Origin of the sequence: Methylibium sp. Pch-M, assembly GCF_004136295.1 — a bacterium.
In the GTDB taxonomy this organism is placed as follows: Bacteria; Pseudomonadota; Gammaproteobacteria; order Burkholderiales; family Burkholderiaceae_C; genus Methylibium; species Methylibium petroleiphilum.
In genome coordinates this window covers 1,868,672-1,882,455 of record NZ_CP029606.1, presented here as the reverse complement: position 1 = coordinate 1,882,455, position 13,784 = coordinate 1,868,672, and the positions used below count along the sequence as shown (strand labels likewise).

The window sequence follows — 13,784 nt, the reverse complement described above, 5'->3', positions numbered from 1 at the left end:
GCGCATGCTTCAGCCCTTGAGGGTCTGTTCCAGCACGTGAAGCTGCTGGTTCAGTTCGGTGTTCTTGCCGCGCTCGCCGCCGATCTTGCGCACCGCATGCAGCACGGTGGTGTGGTCACGACCACCGAACAGCTCGCCGATCTCGGGCAGGCTCTTCTGCGTCAGTTCCTTGGCGAGGTACATGGCGATCTGGCGTGGCCGCGCGATGCTGGCGGGGCGCTTCTTGGAGTACATGTCGGCGACCTTGATCTTGTAGAAGTCGGCCACCGTCTTCTGGATGTTCTCCACCCCGACCTGGCGGTTCTGGATCGACAGCAGGTCCTTCAGCGCCTCGCGGGCGAGCGCGATGTTGATGTCCTTCTGGCTGAAGCGCGCATAGGCCAGCACCTTGCGCAGCGCGCCCTCGAGTTCGCGCACGTTGGCGCGCACGTTCTTGGCCACGAAGAAGGCCACGTCCTCGGGCATCGGCGTGCCCTCGACGTCGGACTTCTTCATCAGGATGGCCACGCGCATCTCCAGCTCGGGCGGCTCGATCGCCACCGTGAGCCCGGCATCGAAGCGCGAGGTGAGGCGCTCGTCGATGTCGGCCAGCCCCTTGGGGTAGGTGTCGCTGGTCATGATGATGTGCGCGCGCTTGGCCAGCAGCGCCTCGAAGGCGTTGAAGAACTCCTCCTGGGTGCGCTCCTTGCCGGCGAAGAACTGCACGTCATCGATCAGCAGCAGGTCGAGCGAGTGGTACTTGGCCTTGAGCTCGTCGAAGGTCTTGCGCTGGTAGTTCTTCACGACGTCGGTGATGAACTGCTCGGCGTGCAGGTAGAGGATGCGGGCGTCGGGCTTGTCGCGCAGCAGCGCGTTGCCCACCGCGTGGATCAGGTGGGTCTTGCCCAGGCCCACGCCGCCGTAGATGAACAGCGGGTTGTACATGACCCCCGGTGCGCCGGCCACGTGCAGCGCGGCGGTGCGCGCCATCTGGTTGGCGCGTCCCGGCACCAGGGTGTCGAAGGTCAGGGCGGTGTTGAGCCGGTGCGTCGGTGTCGGCGCGCTCGCCTGCGTGTGGGCACCCGCGTTCGACGACGAGGGGGCACCGAGCCACTGGCCGGCCGCCTGCGGATGGCCGTTGCTGCGCGGTGCGTCCTGTGAAGGCCGCGGCGGCGCCTCGCGTGCGGCAAGCTGCAGGTCCAGACGCACCGGCTTGCCCGCCAGGTCGCTCAACACCGATTCGATGCGCGTGGCGTACTGATTGCGGATCCAGTCGAGCTTGAAGCGGTTGGGCACCCGCAGCGTGGCCACGGCCGTGTCCCCGCGATCGACGAGCTCGGCCGCGGGGAGAGGACGGATCCAGGTGTTGAACTGCTGCTCGGGCAGCTCGGTCGCCAGGCGTTCGCAGCCTTGAGACCAGACGTCGGCGCTCATCGTTCTTGTGGACAATTCTTTCTTCAGCCGAACGATTCTAGCGGTCGAAGCGCGGCTGGGAAGAGGTTATCCACAGTCGTTTTGCGTCTGACGAACCGGCCGTGGAGGCAGGGTTCTCGGTGCAAGTCGTTGACCGAAAAGGGGATTTTTGATGTAATCCTGGGTTCCCCGCATCGGGTACGCGGCTGGGTCGGGCAAGGCGCCCGGGCCGCTGCAGGCTCACTGCAGCATTGCCGGGACCCGGGCTTTTAGCGAGACCGGCGCCCCGGCACGCCGACGTTCCCCATGCCCCCGCATTGCCCGTCCAGGGGCCAGAGGCTCACATGAAACGCACCTACCAACCTTCGAAGACCCGTCGCGCCCGCACCCATGGTTTCCTCGTGCGCATGAAGACGCGCGGCGGCCGTCGGGTGCTGAACGCCCGCCGCGCCAAAGGCCGCAAGCGCCTGGGTCTCTGATCCAGCCGCTTCCGCTCGCGACGCGTGAGCCGTACCGCCGCCCCCGCGGGGTTGCGCGCTGCCGATTTCGAGCGGGTGCTCGCCCAGCGGCCCTGTGCCCGGACCGAACACTTCGTGCTGCACCACCTGTCCGCCGCGAAAGAGGGCGCCGCCGGGGAGTTGTCAACACCGGCGACCAATGCGTCCGACGGACTTGTGGATGAACCGCTGCGTTTCGGCCTGGTGATCCCCAAGCGCCATGCGCGCCGCGCCGTGACGCGCAGCCTGATCAAACGACAAGGGCGCCACGCCTTCCAGCGTGGCGCGGCCGGGTTGCGCGCGGGCGACTGGGTTCTGCGCCTGCGCAGCCCGTTCCCGGTGGCCCAGTTCCCCAGTGCCGCCTCGCACGCTCTGCGCACCGCGGTGCACGGCGAGTTGGCCACGCTGTTCCTCGCGGCCGCATCCGGGGCACGGCGATGAGTGCGGCGCCGGTTGCGGCGGCCTGGCTGGCCGGCCTGCCGCAGCGGCTGCTGGTCGGGATGGTGCAGGGTTATCGCCTGTTCTTCAGTGCCTGGCTCGGCAGCGGCTGCCGCTTTACACCCACTTGCTCCGTCTATGCGATCGAGGCGCTGGAACGCCATGGCGCACTGGGCGGCAGCTACCTGACCACGCGACGCCTGCTGCGCTGCCATCCTGGCTGTGACGGGGGCCACGACCCGGTCCCTGATCGGCCGCCCGGCTGGCTCACCGGTCGCCGTGTCGCCGAGTCGTCTTCTTCTCCTTCCTCTCCCAGCGAGGTGGCCGCGACGGCACCCCGCGCTCCCTGCGAGATCTCGTCATGACCGATATGCGCCGCACCCTGCTGTGGGTGGTGTTCACGATGTCGCTCGTCCTGCTGTGGGACGCGTGGAACAAGCACACCGGCCAGCCCTCGATGTTCGCGCCGGCGCCGCGGCCGGTCGCGGCCGCCAGTGCGCCCGGCGTCACGCCGCCGGCCTCGTCGGTGCTGCCGTCCGCCACGGCGGTGGCGCCCGCGGCCGGCAGCGGTGCACCGCCGGTCCTGGTGGCGCCGCCTGCCACGGCGCCGACCGTGACCGTGAGCACCGATGTGCTGAAGCTCACGCTCGATGCGCGCGGCGGCGACGTGGTGCATGCCGAGCTGCTGACCCAGGTGGACCAGAACGACCGCACCCGCAACGTGGTGTTGTTCGACCGCTCGAAGGAGCGCGTCTACCTTGCGCAGACCGGCCTGGTGGGCGCGCCCGACCTGCCCAACCACCTGACGGCCTACACGCTGGTCCCCGGCGAGACCAGCCTGGCCGCCGGCAAGGACGCGCTGGAGGTGGTGTTCGAGTCACCCGAGCAGGGTGGCGTGAAGCTGAGGAAGACGCTGACCCTGCAGCGCGGCAACTACGCGGTGCAGGTGCGCCACGACGTGGTGAACACCGGCGCGGCCGCGCTCTCGCCGCAGCTCTATGTGCAGCTGGTGCGCGACGGCAATGCGCCCCCGGGGGAATCGAGCTTCTACAGCACCTTCACCGGCCCGGTGGTCTACACCGACGCCAGCAAGTTCCACAAGGTCGACTTCAAGTCGATCGAGAAGGGCAACACCGAGCACGACAAGACGGCCGACAACGGCTGGGTCGCGATGGTGCAGCACTACTTCTTCTCGGCCTGGCTGCACAACGACAAGGCGCCGCGCGAGTTCTACACGCGCAAGATCGATGTCAACCTGTACGCGGTGGGTCAGCTGTTCCCGCTGGGAGAGATCGCCCCGGGCGCAAGCAAGCAGTTCGACAGCGTGCTGTTCGTGGGCCCGCAGGAGGAGAAGAAGCTCGAGATGCTGGCCCCCGGCCTGGAGCTGGTGAAGGACTACGGCTGGTTCACGATCATCGCGAAGCCGCTGTTCTGGTTGCTCGACCAGCTGCACAAGCTGATCGGCAACTGGGGCTGGGCGATCGTGGCGCTGGTGGTGCTGCTGAAGGCGGCGTTCTACTGGCTCAATGCGAAGGCCTATGCGTCGATGGCGAAGATGAAGGCCATCAACCCGAAGATCATGGAGATGCGCGAGCGGCTGAAGGACAAGCCGCAGCAAATGCAGCAGGAGATGATGCGCATCTACAAGGAGGAGAAGGTCAACCCGCTCGGCGGCTGCCTTCCGATCCTGGTGCAGATGCCGGTGTTCATCGCGCTGTACTGGGTGCTGCTGTCGAGCGTGGAGATGCGCAACGCGCCCTGGCTGGGCTGGATCACCGACCTGTCGGTGCGCGACCCGCTGTTCATCCTGCCGATCGTGATGACCGGCACCACGCTGCTGCAGACCTGGCTGAACCCGACGCCGCCCGATCCGATGCAGGCCAAGATGATGTGGATCATGCCGCTGGTGTTCTCGGTGATGTTCTTCTTCTTCCCGGCCGGCCTGGTGCTGTACTGGATCACCAACAACCTGCTGTCGATCGCACAGCAGTGGGTGATCAACCGGCGGCTCGGCGTGAACTGATCAAGGTCGTCGTTGGCCGCCCGGGCCACCCCGCCACGACGCCCCGCTCGCGGGGCGTCCTGCATTCCGGGCCGACAATCGCGCGCATGCTGCTGCCCCGCCACCACGACCCCATCGTCGCGATCGCGACGGCGCCCGGGCGCGGCGCCGTGGGCATCGTGCGGGTCTCGGGGCGCGGCCTCGGTGCGCTGATCGAGGCCGTGTGCGGACGCGCGCTGCAGCCGCGCCATGCCCACTACGGCCCCTTCCTCGATGCGCAGGGCGAGGCCATCGACCAGGGCCTGGCGCTGCACTTTCCGGCGCCGCACAGCTACACCGGCGAGGAGGTGCTGGAGCTGCAGGCGCACGGCGGCCCGGTGTTGCTGCAGCTGCTGCTGGCGCGCTGCCTCGAGGCCGCCGCACAGCCCGATGTGCGCAGTGGCCTGCCGCGCCTGCGCGGCCTGCGTGTGGCCGAGCCCGGCGAGTTCACCGAGCGCGCCTTCTTGAACGACAAGCTCGACCTGGCCCAGGCCGAGGCGGTGGCCGACCTGATCGACGCCAGCACCGAGGCCGCGGCCCGCTCGGCCGGCCGGGCGCTGGCCGGCGCGTTCTCGGAGCAGGTCGACACGCTGCGCGACAGGCTGATCGAGCTGCGCATGCTGGTCGAGGCCACGCTCGATTTCCCCGAGGAGGAGATCGACTTCCTGGAGAAGGCCGACGCGCGCGGCCGGCTCGCCCGCATCTCCGAGGCACTCGACGCGGTGCGGGCGCGGGCGAAGCAGGGTGCTCTGCTGCGCGAGGGCCTGCGCGTGGTGCTGGCCGGGCAGCCCAACGTCGGCAAGAGCTCGCTGCTGAACGCGCTGGCCGGCGCCGAACTGGCGATCGTGACGCCGATCGCCGGCACCACGCGCGACAAGGTGGCCGAGACCATCCAGATCGAGGGCGTGCCGCTGCACGTGGTCGACACCGCCGGCCTGCGTGCCGAGGACGATGCGCGCGACGAGGTCGAGCGCATCGGCATGCAGCGCAGCTGGGGCGCGATCGGCGAGGCCGATGCGGTGATCTTCCTGCACGACCTCACGCGTGCCGGCGACCCGGCCTACGACGCTGCGGAGCGCGACATCGAACAACGCCTGCCGGCCGGCGTGCAGGTGCTCGACGTGCACAACAAGGCCGACGCGGCCGCGGCTGGCGCTGCCGCGTTGGCGCCGCAGGCGCTGCGGCTGTCGGCGCGCACCGGCGAGGGCCTGGACGCGCTGCGCCGCCGGCTGCTGCAGCTGGCCGGCTGGCAGGCCGGCAGCGAGGGCGTGTTCATCGCCCGCACCCGGCACCTGCAGGCGCTGCAGGCCACGGCCGAGCACCTGGTGCGCGCGCGGCAGCTGGCGGACCGTGCCGACGCCGCCCTCGACCTGCTGGCCGAGGAGCTGCGGCTGGCGCACGACGCGCTCGGTGCGATCACCGGCCGCTACACGCCGGACGAGCTGCTGGGAGATATCTTCAGCAGGTTCTGCATCGGCAAGTGACGCACTTCACGTTCCGCATGGTGATCCTCCCCGAAGCGCGCGTTTGGCTTGCGTGTCCGACGTGCCGATAATCCGTTCACGCTCAGGCTTCGAATCCACAACGCCATGACCACCGACGAACTGATCCACGTGATCCAGTCGCTGAACGCCGAAGACGCGTTCCGCCCGCGGCTGGACCCGCAGCAATGGCGCACCTTCACGCAGTACCTGACGCGCCACGAGATCCGCTCCGGCGAGCTGCTGCTCAAGCAGGGCGAGCAGGACCGCACGCTCTACTTCCTGGGTCAGGGGTCGCTGCAGGTCTACGCGACCGGTGGCACGACCAACAAGATCGCGATCCTGCGCCCCGGCGCGATGTGCGGGGAGCCCGGCCTGTTCGCCGACGGCGAGCGCACCGCCTCGGTCGAGGCGATGACGGCCAGCGTGGTGTGGGCGCTGCGCCTGCCGCGTTTCGAGGAACTGTGCGCCCGCGTGCCGGTGATCGCTCTGGAGGTGCTGCGCGCGGCAGGGTCGGTGATGGCGCTGCGCATGCGCGGCAACATCGCGCGGCAGACGCCGATCACGTAAGCGATTCGCTGCGGCGGAGCATGTCGATGAGGGCCGCATTCGCGGCCCTCGGCGTTTCCGAGCGCGGCAAGCGCTGCACTGCCGCGATGCGGTTCAATGTCCTTCGAAGGACACCAGCGTGAACAGCGGCAGGCCGGCGGCGCGCAGCTTGGCGGCGCCGCCGAGTTCCGGCAGGTCGACGATCGCCGCGCCCTCGATCACCGTGGCGCCGAGGCGCTCGAGCAGCCGCTTGCCGGCCATCATGGTGCCGCCGGTGGCGATCAGGTCGTCGATCAGCAGCACACGGTCGCCGGCCTTCACGGCGTCGGTGTGGATCTCCACCGCGGCCGAGCCGTACTCGAGTTCGTAGCTTTCCTCGACAGTGGTGTAGGGCAGCTTGCCCTTCTTGCGGATCGGCACGAAGCCGATGTTGAGTTCGTAGGCCAGCACCGAGCCGATGATGAAGCCGCGCGCGTCCAGCCCGGCGATCGCATCGGGCCGCAGGTCGAAGTAGCGGTGCACGAACTGGTCGATCAGCACGCGGAACACCTTCGGGCTCTGCAGCAGCGGCGTGATGTCGCGGAACTGCACGCCCGGCGACGGCCAGTCGGGCACGGTGCGGATGGTCTGGCGGATCAGGCTGCGGTCGTCCATGCGGGTGGCGTGGCGGTGAGTTGAAACGCTTGGGGGATGCCGGTCATTCATTATCGGCAGCCCTGCCGGCGAGTGGCGATGTCAGGCCGGCGGCAAGCGCCCGAGCAGCACTGGCGGCCCGCCGCCGGGCGCCGCGCGCAGCACCAGACCCTCGCCCGATGCGGTGCTCTCGCCGAGCAAGGCGCTCAGCGTGAACTGGTGGCTGACCCACACCTCGAAACGGCCCTGGGGCACCTTCGCGAGCGCCTGCCGTAGCGCGGCGACCTGCGACGAAGCGGCGTCTGTTCCTGTGCGCACCGAGCCGAGTGCGGCCCAGCGTTCGACCGCGCCGAACGCGAGCGTGGCCGTTTCGATGCAGCGGCACCACGGGCTCGATTTCACGGCCGATGGCTGCAGGCCCTGTGCCGCAAACCACGCACCGATGCGGCGGGCCTGGGCGCGCCCGTCGTCGTCGAGGTTGCGCTGGGTCGCACACTGCTCGAGCGTGAAGCCCGGCGGATCGAAGGTGCCGGGGGCGTAGGCATGGCGGAACGCGGCCACCGCGGCGCCGGCGCGCAGCGCCTGAGCCAGATCGGGCACGTCGAGCGACTCCACCCCTGCGGCCGACCGGGAGAAGCACAGCGCTGCCGGCACGGTGCTTACCAGCGTGGCGTTCAGCAGCAGTGCGCGGCGAGACAACGGCATGGGGGACCCGCCGCTCAGCCGCGCAGCAGCCGCGCCTCGGCGCGGGCCAGCGTTTCAGGTCGGCCCGACAGCACCAGCGTGTCACCGGCGGCGAGTACCAGGGCATCGTCGGGGTGCACCACGTTGCCGTGGGCGCGGCGCAGCGAGACAACCTGCACCTGCAGTTCGGTGAGCGCCTGGTCGACGATCGTTCGACCGAGGCTGGCGCTGCTCTCGGACAGCGTGACGCTCTGCAGGCGCCGCTGCTGCAGCTCCTCGACGGTGTCGTCGTCGGCGCCGTGGAAGTAGCCGCGCAGCAGGCCGTAGCGCGCGTCGCGCTGGTCCTGCACGAGCCGGATCACGCGCCGCATCGGCACGCCCACCAGCGCGAGCACGTGCGAGGCCATCATCAGCGAGCCCTCGATGGCCTCCGGTACCACCTCGGTCGCGCCGGCCGCCTGCAGCGGCTCGAGGTCGCTGTCGTCGAGGGTGCGAACGATGACCGGCACCGTGGGGGCGTGTTCGCGCACCAGTCGCAGGATCTTCAGCGCCGAGGGGGTGTCGTGGTAGCTGATCACCACGGCCGTCGCGCGCGCCAGGCCGGCTGCCATCAGGCTCTGCAGCCGCGCCGCGTCGCCGAACACCACGTTCTGGCCGGCCGCCGCGGCCTGGCGCACGCGGTCGGGGTCGAGGTCGAGCGCGACGTAGGGGATCTGCTCGGTGCTCAGCAGCTGCGCGAGGTTCTGGCCGCTGCGACCGTAGCCGCAGATGATCACGTGCGCCTCGGCGTGGATCGCCTTGGTGGCGATGCTGGTCAGCGCCACCGATTGCAGCAGCCAGTCGCTGGCCGCGAGCCGCATCACGATGCGGTTGCTGTAGACGATGAGCAGGGGCGTGGCGAGCATCGACAGCACCATCGACGCCAGCACCGGGCTTTGCAGGCGCTCGGGCAGCAACTGGCTCTGCGTGGCCAGCGCCAGCAGCACGAAGCCGAACTCGCCGGCCTGCGCGAGATAGAGGCCGGTGCGCAGCGCCACACCGGCCGGCGCGCCGAAGACCCGCGCCAGCAGCGTGACGAGGCCGAACTTGAACAGCACCGGCAGCACCGTCATCGCCGCCACCACCATCCACTGGTCCCAGATGGCCCGCCAGTCGAGCTTCATGCCGATGGTGATGAAGAACAGCCCGAGCAGCACGTCGTGGAAGGGCCGGATGTCGGTCTCGACCTGGTGCTTGTATTCGGTCTCGGCGATCAGCATGCCGGCGATGAAGGCGCCGAGAGCCAGCGACAGGCCGGCGTGTTCGGTCAGCCAGGCCAGGCCCAGCGTGACGAGCAGCAGGTTCAGGATGAACAGCTCCTCGCTGCGCCCGCGGGCCACCAGCGTGAGCCACCAGCGCATCACGCGCTGGCCGCCCACCAGCAGCAGTGTCAGCAACACGGCGGCCTTGAGCCCGGCGAACAGCAGCGCGCGCGTCATGTCGCCGGCCGATTCGCCGAGCGCCGGGATCAGCACCAGCAGCGGCACCACGGCCAGATCCTGGAACAGCAGCACGCCCATCACGCGGCGGCCATGCGGTGTCTCGAGCTCGATGCGCTCGGCCATCATCTTGACCACGATGGCGGTGCTGCTCATGGCCAGCGCCGCGCCCAGCGCGATCGCGCTCTGCCAGCCCAGCCCCCAGGACTTGCCGGCCATCGAGAAGACCCAGGCCAGCAGGGCGTTGCCGGCCACGGTGGCCGCGATGGTCAGCGATACCTGCGACAGCCCGAGGCCGAACACCAGCGTGCGCATGCTGCGCAGCTTGGGCAGATTGAACTCCAGCCCGATGACGAACATCAGGAACACGACACCGAACTCGGCGAGGTACTGCACGCCGACGGAGTCGCGCGCCAGCGCCAGCGCGTTCGGACCGATCAGCACGCCGGCGGCCAGGTAGCCGAGCATCGGCGGCAGCTTCAGCGACCGGCAGGCCGCGACGCTGAGCACCGCGGCCACAAGGTAGAGCAGGGCGAGTTCGAGGGAAGAGGCCATCCGTTGGGGGCTTGCAGGATCGGTGCCGCGGGCGGCGACCCGCATGGGGGGCGGCGCCTAGAATCGTCCGATGCTACCCAAGGCCCTGCGGCGCGAGCCCGGGGCGCACCCTGTGACGCCACCCTCCGCTTCTTCTTCCTCCTCGTATTCCCCGCAGCGCAGCGTCGAGATGGGCGCGCAGGCGCTGGCGGTCGAGGCGCAGGCGCTGGGCGCGCTGCAGCAGCGCATCGCCGGGCCGATGGCCGACGCGTTCGCGCGGGCGGTCGCGGCCATGCTGGAATGCCGCGGCCGCGTGGTCGTGATGGGCATGGGTAAGAGCGGCCACGTGGGCCGCAAGATCGCCGCGACATTGGCCTCGACCGGCACGCCGGCGATGTTCGTACACCCTGCCGAGGCGAGTCACGGCGACCTGGGCATGGTGACCCCGTCCGACATCGTGCTGGCGATCTCGAACTCCGGCGAGAGCGACGAGCTGGCGGCCATCCTGCCGGTGCTCAAGCGGCTGGGCGTGATGCTGATCGCGATCACCGGTCGGGCCGACTCCAACCTCGCGCGTCATGCCGAGCTGGTGCTCGACAGCGCGGTCGCACAGGAGGCCTGCCCGCTGAACCTGGCACCGACGGCCAGCACCACCGCGCAGATGGCGCTGGGCGATGCCCTCGCCGTGGCGCTGCTCGATGCGCGCGGCTTCAAGGAAGAAGACTTCGCGCGCTCGCATCCTGGCGGTTCGCTGGGGCGCAAGCTGCTGACGCACGTGCGCGACGTGATGCGCGGCGGCGACGCGGTGCCGAGCGTGAAGCCGGCAACGGCGTTCACCGACCTGATGCGCGAGATGAGCGCCAAGGGCCTGGGCGCTACGGCGATCGTCGATGACGCCGGCCGGGTGCAGGGCATCTTCACCGACGGCGACTTGCGCCGCCTGATCGAGAAGGGCGGCGACCTGCGCGCGCTGACGGCCGCCGAGGTGATGCATCCGGCGCCGCGCACGGTGCGCGACGACGCACTGGCCGTCGATGCCGCCGACCTGATGGAGACGCACCGCATCACCAGTGTGCTCGTGGTCGACGCACAGGGCGTGCTGGTCGGTGCGCTGAACATCAACGACCTGCTGCGCGCGAAGGTCATCTGATGGATGAGCAGAGCCGGCGCGAATTCCGGGCGACGCTGCAGTTCGCGCCGTCGCTGCTGCTGAAGGCGCAGGGACTGCGTGCGGCGATCTTCGACGTCGACGGCGTGCTGACCGACGGGCGGCTGTACATCGGCGAGCACGGCGAGACCGTCAAGGCCTTCAACTCGCTCGACGGCCATGGCCTCAAGCTGCTGGCGCAGGGCGGCATCGCGCCGCTGGTGATCACCGGCCGCGATTCGCCGGCGGTGCGGCGGCGCGTGGCCGATCTGGGGATTGCGCACGCGGTCTACGGTGCCCACGACAAGCTGGCGGCCGCGACCGCGTTGCTCGCGACGCTGGGCCTGGACTGGCCCCAGGTGGCGGCGATCGGCGACGACTGGCCCGACCTGCCGCTGCTGGTGCGGGCCGGCTTCGCGGCGGCGCCGTCCAACGCGCATGCCGAGGTGCGCGCGCGGGTCGACCACGTGACGGCGGCGGCCGGTGGCCACGGCGCCGCGCGCGAGTTCTGCGACCTGATGCTCGTGGCGAGCGGGCGCTACGCCGACCTGCTGCAGGGACATCTCACCACGCTGGACGGCGGCACGGTGGCGGGGCCATCGCCATGACCGATCGCGGCGACAGCCCCGAGCCTCCGTTCGCTGAGCTCCTGCCGCTGGCGCCGCAGGGCGGCGCGCGCGAGGCGGCGGTCGGCGGCCCATGGACCGCGCGCGCGCTCGATCACCTGCTGCGCTACCTGCCGGTGCTGCTGATGGGCGCGCTGGCGGCGCTGAGCTGGTGGCTGGTGAAAAACACCCCGGTGCCGGGCGACACCAAGGCGGCCCAGGCGCTGAGGCACGAGCCGGACTACACCATGCGCGGTTTTTCCGTCGTGAGCTACACGCCGAGCGGCGCGCTGCGCTCGCGGCTCGAGGGCGACGTGATGCAGCACTACCCGGACACCGACACGATCGAGGTCGAGGGCGTGCGCCTGCGGGCGGTCGACGAGACCGGCCGCGTCACGCTGGGCAGCGCGCAGCGGGCGCTGAGCAACGGGGATGCGACCCAGGTGCGGCTGACCGGCGGTGCGCGTGTGATCCGCGAGCCGGGCCCGGGCGAAGGTCCGTCGGCGCGGCTCGAGATCCGCGGCGAATTCCTCGAGCTGTTCACCGAGACCGAGCGGGTGCGCTCGCACCTGCCGGTGACGCTGTTCACCGGTCGCGGCGAGATGCGCGCCGGCAGCCTCGACTACAGCCACCTCGACCGCATCGGCCAGCTGAGCGGTCGCGTGAGCGGCGAGCTGCTCGCCACGCCGCAGGCGGCGCCGTGAGCGCCGCCGCGCCGCTGGTCTTCATCACCGGGGCGTCCAGCGGCATCGGCCAGGCCCTGGCGGCCCGCTTCGCGCAGGCCGGCTACCGTCTCGCGCTGGTGGCGCGCCGCGCCCACGAGATCGAGGCCTGGTGCCATGCCCGGGGCTGGCCAGCTGAACGCTGGGCGGTCTACGCGGCCGACGTGCGCGACGTGGCGAGCATCACCGCGGCCGGCCGTGCGTGCCTGCAGTACCAGGGCCTGCCCGACGTGGTGGTGGCCAACGCCGGCATCAGCATCGGTGTCGATACCGCAGAGTACGAGGACCTGGAAGTGATCCGCACCACCTTCGAGACCAACAACCTCGGCATGGCCGCCACCTTCCAGCCCTTCGTGAAGCCGATGCGCGAGCGGCGCTCGGGCACGTTGGTGGGGGTGGCGAGCGTCGCGGCGATCCGCGGCCTGCCCGGCCACGGTGCCTACTGCGCGAGCAAGGCGGGCGTGGTGAGCTATTGCGAGAGCCTGCGCGGTGAGTGCCGCGCGTTCGGGATCCGCGTCGTGACGCTGGTGCCCGGCTACGTGGCGACGCCGCTGACCGCCGGCAACCGTTACGGCATGCCCTTCCTGATGACGCCCGAGGCCTTTGCCGAGCGCGCCGTGGCGGCGATCCGGGCCGGCGTCAGCTATCGCGTGATCCCCTGGCAGATGGGGATCGTCGCCAAGCTGATGCGGCTGCTCCCGAACGCCGTGCTGGACCGTGCGCTGGTCGGGCGGGGCCGCAAGAAGCGCCAGGGCGAATAGGCCCCGCCAAGACAAAAGGCGGTGGGCCGAAGCGCCACCGCCTTTGAGGAATCCCGGAGGCCGGCATCGGCCGGCTCGCGCGATGAGGGCTCAGTAGCCGCCGCGGCCACCACCGCCGCCGCCATAACCGCCACCACCGCCGCTGCGACCGCCGCCGCCATAACCGCCGCCACCGCCGCTGCGACCACCGCCGCCGCCGCCATAACCGCCGCCACCGCCGCCATAACCACCACCACCGCCGCCGCCGCTGCGGCCACCGCCGCCGTAGCCCCCACCGCCGCCGGCACCGCCGCCGCCGTAGGGACCACGGAAGCCGCCCGGCCGCTCTTCACGGGGGCGGGCTTCATTGACGACGATCGCGCGACCGGACAGGGACTGACCGTTCATGCCCTCGATGGCCGCCTGGGCCTCGGCATCGGAGCCCATCTCGACGAAGCCGAAGCCCTTCGAGCGGCCGGTGTCCCGGTCCATCATGACCTTGGCCGAGGTGACGGCGCCGAATTCGCCGAACGCCTGTTGCAGATCGTCGTCGCGCACACTGTAGGCAAGGTTGCCCACATACAGCTTGTTGCCCATGAGAGAGCGCCTTTCTTCCTCTGAAAACCGGTACAGCGGTACCGAACAATATGTGGAGCCTCAACCCGCCGGAACCGATCCAGAGAAGGCGCCGCATCCAAACACGAAAGCCCATTATGTGGGAAGAGGTGACTTTCGGTGTAGTGGGGCACCCGAGTGTTGTATCGGAGTCGAGCAAACATGCGGCCTGGCGGCCCTTCGGACGGTGCCCGGACGCGCCCTCGGTCGACAAGCGAATGGCCGGGG

At 70.2% G+C, this 13,784-nt stretch carries 15 protein-coding genes; 10 read left to right on the top strand and 5 right to left on the bottom strand.

The genetic code is table 11. The annotated features are described in order from the left end of the window. Positions 1–9: 9 nt before the first annotated feature. Positions 10–1,413: a chromosomal replication initiator protein DnaA gene (gene dnaA, locus C1M51_RS09025; RefSeq protein WP_129449217.1), complete on the bottom strand. Its 1,404-nt coding sequence runs from the start codon at positions 1,411–1,413 to the stop codon at positions 10–12. Between the two features lie 323 nt (positions 1,414–1,736). Between dnaA and rpmH the strand changes: the two genes are divergently transcribed. The 6 genes from rpmH (at position 1,737) to C1M51_RS08995 (ending at position 6,419) form a co-directional block, all read left to right on the top strand. Beyond that, positions 1,737–1,871 carry a 50S ribosomal protein L34 gene (gene rpmH, locus C1M51_RS09020; protein ID WP_011831400.1) on the top strand — a complete coding sequence of 45 codons (135 nt, stop codon included), beginning with the start codon at positions 1,737–1,739 and terminating at the stop codon, positions 1,869–1,871. 24 nt (positions 1,872–1,895) lie between these two features. After that, a complete protein-coding gene (locus C1M51_RS09015) occupies positions 1,896–2,330 on the top strand; it encodes a ribonuclease P protein component (protein WP_129449215.1) in 435 nt (144 codons plus the stop codon). Then, entirely contained in the window at positions 2,327–2,692 is a 366-nt protein-coding gene (gene yidD, locus C1M51_RS09010) for a membrane protein insertion efficiency factor YidD (RefSeq protein WP_129449213.1), read from the top strand. Before C1M51_RS09015 ends, yidD begins: the two co-directional genes overlap by 4 nt. Continuing rightward, the gene (yidC, locus tag C1M51_RS09005) at positions 2,689–4,350 is read left to right on the top strand and encodes a membrane protein insertase YidC (RefSeq protein WP_129449211.1); all 1,662 of its coding nucleotides are present in this window, start codon (positions 2,689–2,691) and stop codon (positions 4,348–4,350) included. Before yidD ends, yidC begins: the two co-directional genes overlap by 4 nt. 86 nt (positions 4,351–4,436) lie before the next feature. After that, entirely contained in the window at positions 4,437–5,852 is a 1,416-nt protein-coding gene (mnmE, locus tag C1M51_RS09000; RefSeq protein WP_242500011.1) for a tRNA uridine-5-carboxymethylaminomethyl(34) synthesis GTPase MnmE, read from the top strand. Between the two features lie 105 nt (positions 5,853–5,957). Next, positions 5,958–6,419 (top strand): cyclic nucleotide-binding domain-containing protein, encoded by a 462-nt coding sequence (locus C1M51_RS08995; protein ID WP_036231993.1) that lies wholly within the window; start codon positions 5,958–5,960, stop codon positions 6,417–6,419. A gap of 93 nt (positions 6,420–6,512) precedes the next feature. On the opposite strand, the gene C1M51_RS08990 is transcribed toward C1M51_RS08995, so the two are convergent. The 3 genes from C1M51_RS08990 to C1M51_RS08980 form a co-directional block, all read right to left on the bottom strand. Then, the gene (locus C1M51_RS08990) at positions 6,513–7,052 is read right to left on the bottom strand and encodes an adenine phosphoribosyltransferase (protein ID WP_036231995.1); all 540 of its coding nucleotides are present in this window, start codon (positions 7,050–7,052) and stop codon (positions 6,513–6,515) included. Between the two features lie 81 nt (positions 7,053–7,133). Continuing rightward, positions 7,134–7,736 carry a histidine phosphatase family protein gene (locus C1M51_RS08985; RefSeq protein WP_129449207.1) on the bottom strand — a complete coding sequence of 201 codons (603 nt, stop codon included), beginning with the start codon at positions 7,734–7,736 and terminating at the stop codon, positions 7,134–7,136. Between the two features lie 14 nt (positions 7,737–7,750). Beyond that, positions 7,751–9,748, bottom strand: a complete 1,998-nt coding sequence (locus C1M51_RS08980; protein WP_129449206.1) for a monovalent cation:proton antiporter family protein — start codon at positions 9,746–9,748, stop codon at positions 7,751–7,753. Between the two features lie 169 nt (positions 9,749–9,917). Between C1M51_RS08980 and C1M51_RS08975 the strand changes: the two genes are divergently transcribed. The 4 genes from C1M51_RS08975 to C1M51_RS08960 are packed head-to-tail and all read left to right on the top strand — an operon-like array spanning position 9,918 to position 12,962. Beyond that, complete coding sequence (locus C1M51_RS08975) at positions 9,918–10,877, top strand: SIS domain-containing protein (RefSeq protein ID WP_129452137.1); 960 nt, start codon at positions 9,918–9,920, stop codon at positions 10,875–10,877. After that, the gene (locus C1M51_RS08970) at positions 10,877–11,482 is read left to right on the top strand and encodes an HAD family hydrolase (RefSeq protein WP_129449204.1); all 606 of its coding nucleotides are present in this window, start codon (positions 10,877–10,879) and stop codon (positions 11,480–11,482) included. Before C1M51_RS08975 ends, C1M51_RS08970 begins: the two co-directional genes overlap by 1 nt. Continuing rightward, positions 11,479–12,183, top strand: coding sequence for an LPS export ABC transporter periplasmic protein LptC (gene lptC / locus C1M51_RS08965; RefSeq protein WP_129449202.1), 705 nt, complete (start codon positions 11,479–11,481; stop codon positions 12,181–12,183). Before C1M51_RS08970 ends, lptC begins: the two co-directional genes overlap by 4 nt. Further along, positions 12,180–12,962: an SDR family oxidoreductase gene (locus C1M51_RS08960; RefSeq protein WP_129449200.1), complete on the top strand. Its 783-nt coding sequence runs from the start codon at positions 12,180–12,182 to the stop codon at positions 12,960–12,962. The genes lptC and C1M51_RS08960 overlap by 4 nt, the downstream gene beginning before the upstream one ends. A 90-nt stretch (positions 12,963–13,052) precedes the next feature. Here the strand turns inward: C1M51_RS08960 and C1M51_RS08955 are convergent, their stop codons facing one another. Then, positions 13,053–13,538 carry an RNA-binding protein gene (locus tag C1M51_RS08955; RefSeq protein WP_129449198.1) on the bottom strand — a complete coding sequence of 162 codons (486 nt, stop codon included), beginning with the start codon at positions 13,536–13,538 and terminating at the stop codon, positions 13,053–13,055. Positions 13,539–13,784: the final 246 nt, after the last annotated feature.

Bases quoted from the DNA above. Each gene is read 5' to 3' on its own strand.
- dnaA (WP_129449217.1), bottom strand. From the start codon at position 1,413: ATGAGCGCCGACGTCTGGTCTCAAGGCTGCGAACGCCTGGCGACCGAG.
- rpmH (WP_011831400.1), top strand. From the start codon at position 1,737: ATGAAACGCACCTACCAACCTTCGAAGACCCGTCGCGCCCGCACCCAT.
- yidD (WP_129449213.1), top strand. From the start codon at position 2,327: ATGAGTGCGGCGCCGGTTGCGGCGGCCTGGCTGGCCGGCCTGCCGCAG.
- yidC (WP_129449211.1), top strand. From the start codon at position 2,689: ATGACCGATATGCGCCGCACCCTGCTGTGGGTGGTGTTCACGATGTCG.
- mnmE (WP_242500011.1), top strand. From the start codon at position 4,437: ATGCTGCTGCCCCGCCACCACGACCCCATCGTCGCGATCGCGACGGCG.
- C1M51_RS08995 (WP_036231993.1), top strand. From the start codon at position 5,958: ATGACCACCGACGAACTGATCCACGTGATCCAGTCGCTGAACGCCGAA.
- C1M51_RS08990 (WP_036231995.1), bottom strand. From the start codon at position 7,052: ATGGACGACCGCAGCCTGATCCGCCAGACCATCCGCACCGTGCCCGAC.
- C1M51_RS08985 (WP_129449207.1), bottom strand. From the start codon at position 7,736: ATGCCGTTGTCTCGCCGCGCACTGCTGCTGAACGCCACGCTGGTAAGC.
- C1M51_RS08980 (WP_129449206.1), bottom strand. From the start codon at position 9,748: ATGGCCTCTTCCCTCGAACTCGCCCTGCTCTACCTTGTGGCCGCGGTG.
- C1M51_RS08975 (WP_129452137.1), top strand. From the start codon at position 9,918: ATGGGCGCGCAGGCGCTGGCGGTCGAGGCGCAGGCGCTGGGCGCGCTG.
- C1M51_RS08970 (WP_129449204.1), top strand. From the start codon at position 10,877: ATGGATGAGCAGAGCCGGCGCGAATTCCGGGCGACGCTGCAGTTCGCG.
- lptC (WP_129449202.1), top strand. From the start codon at position 11,479: ATGACCGATCGCGGCGACAGCCCCGAGCCTCCGTTCGCTGAGCTCCTG.
- C1M51_RS08955 (WP_129449198.1), bottom strand. From the start codon at position 13,538: ATGGGCAACAAGCTGTATGTGGGCAACCTTGCCTACAGTGTGCGCGAC.